The organism is Candidatus Protofrankia californiensis (assembly GCF_900634765.1).
Classification (GTDB): domain Bacteria; phylum Actinomycetota; class Actinomycetes; order Frankiales; family Frankiaceae; genus Protofrankia; species Protofrankia californiensis.
This window is the reverse complement of record NZ_CAAAFT010000476.1, coordinates 1-2,048: the sequence shown is the minus strand read 5'-3', so window position 1 is coordinate 2,048 and position 2,048 is coordinate 1. Positions and strand designations below refer to the sequence as shown.

2 protein-coding genes are annotated in these 2,048 nt (G+C 65.8%); both read right to left on the bottom strand.

Features of this window, described 5'->3' with window-relative positions:
* Positions 1-144 precede the first annotated feature (144 nt).
* Entirely contained in the window at positions 145-537 is a 393-nt protein-coding gene (locus DD1DGNOD_RS24500; RefSeq protein WP_131765103.1) for an SCO5389 family protein, read from the bottom strand.
* Between the two features lie 158 nt (positions 538-695).
* Positions 696-1,928: an ABC transporter substrate-binding protein gene (locus DD1DGNOD_RS24495; RefSeq protein WP_131765104.1), complete on the bottom strand. Its 1,233-nt coding sequence runs from the start codon at positions 1,926-1,928 to the stop codon at positions 696-698.
* Between the last annotated feature and the right edge of the window lie 120 nt (positions 1,929-2,048).

Genomic DNA, 2,048 nt, shown 5'->3' with positions numbered 1-2,048 from the left:
CGTTGTCGGCGCTCCTCGTCCCTGCTACCGGGACGCTGGCCCGCCGCCGGCGCGCTCGGGCGGGGACGGCGGAGGGTCCGGACCGGTTGCCTGCGCCCGGCGCATATCCGCACGGTGCGCCGGGGCCGGCAACCGGCACCGGCGTCAGCAGTTGACGAACTCCGGCTGCTGGTTGAGTACCTGGCTTTCGTTGGAGACGAATCGCTGGTACTGTTCCCCGCCGATCGTCTCCGGACGGAATGCGGCCAGGCGGTGGCAGTTCTGGAAGGCGAGCGCCACGCCGAAGCGTCGTTCCAGAGCCGCCCGGACGGCGCTGCTCGCCATTGCCCGCAGGAGCTGACCCTGTGTCGCGTCGTCCGGCGGTGGGACAAGATTGTCCGTGAAGTCACGATCGGTGCCGGGTAGCTCGCCGGCGAGCCGTTCGACCAGGTCATAGGCGTATGGCAGCGAATCGCGCACGCAGGCCAGGAAGGCGTCGTCCGCGACGTGGCCGCGTTCGGCCTGCGCGAGCAGATCGGGGGAGACGGTCAGGGACACGGAACCTCCTGGACGCTCGGGGATGGTTCATCCGAGCCGAACTGTCTCCGATCTGGAAACCGTTGTCAATACGGATTGCGCTGAGGTGGCTGCCGGGTGCCGAGGCGGTCGTCAGGTGCCGGGTGACCGCAGGGGTAGGCCGCCGGCGCCACTGACGATCAGCTGATCAGCTTCATGAGCTCACGCCCGTCCACCCAGGTGTCGGTGACGCCGGCAAATCTGTTGTCGGACCACCGCAGGATTCGTACCGCCGTGTTGCAGACCGACGGGAAGACTTTTATCAGAGTGCCGTCACAAGTGAACGGATGGGCCATCACGTTCGGATGGTCCCGGGTCGCCTTGAAAGCATTCCGAAGATCGATGGGGGTCGTCTGTGCGGTTTCGGCGAGCAGCGAGTGTACCGTGAGGACGGTCGAGAAGGACGCCTGTGACAAGGGTGACCGCGAAGCTTCCGGTACTTTCTCCAGGAATGCCTTGGTGTCCTGGTCACCGCCGGTGGCGTCGAGCGGAAGATAACCGGAGACGAAGTTGATGTTCCCGGTGGCCCGGCCGCCGGCACGCGCTACCGCGGGCGTCGCGCAGGAACCGACGAAGTACATCGGGGCCTTCACCTGGAGTGTGCCCGCAACCTGAGCGATTCGGGCGCACGACTGGGCCGGGAAAACGACGACGATTGCGTCCGGATTCCCGGACGCGACCTGGTTGACGGCCGGGGCGAAGTCCGCCGTATCCACCTTCTCCGGGACCAGCAGGACGTCTGACACCCCCTTGGCCCGTAGAATCCGCTGGGATCCCTGAATGGCGGCGGTCAGGAGCCCGGGCAGGTCCGCGTACAGAGCATGGACCTTCGTGGCGTGTTTGGTCGCTGTCAGGTACTCGGTAATTCCGAGCAGTTCCGTGAGCGTACCGCCGGTCAGCGAGAAGGAGTTGGGTGAGCTCAGTTCCCCGCTCAGCTGAGGTGATCCGCTGACATAGGGAATGCCGGCCTGCTGATACAGCGGCATGGCCGCCTCGGTGCTCAGATCCACCCCGCCGACCACGGCCACGGGTCCCGCGGCAATGAGTCGGTTGGCACAGTCCTGGGACGACTCCGGTGAGCCATTTGTTGCGCAGGGGACGAGTTCAAGGGGTCGGCCGTGAACTCCACCGAGCGTCGCGTTGGCGTAGGCGACGGCGCTCTCGGCGGCTATCCGAGTCTCGGGAAACGACCCGAGCGGGGTGTTCTCCATGGAGACGAAGCCAAGCTTGACAGGCGGTCCGCTCAGGTGGTTTGCCGATCTGCTGTCTGCTTGACCTGGGCTGTTGGATCGGCTGCCGCGCTGGCTGGTGCACCCCACGAGGACGACCAACGTGACTGCGGCTGCTGCGACGACACGGCGGGACAGCGTCATATTGCCAGAAGTTACACTGCCTTAGCCCGCAAGGCACCACGTTGGTCCACAACGGACTGCCCTGTCGATTGGAGAGCGTTGTGTCCACGTATGTCGCGGCACTGATCCTGGGTCTGGGCG

Coding starts and splice junctions, on each gene's coding strand:
- DD1DGNOD_RS24495 (WP_131765104.1), bottom strand. CDS start 1,928: ATGACGCTGTCCCGCCGTGTCGTCGCAGCAGCCGCAGTCACGTTGGTC.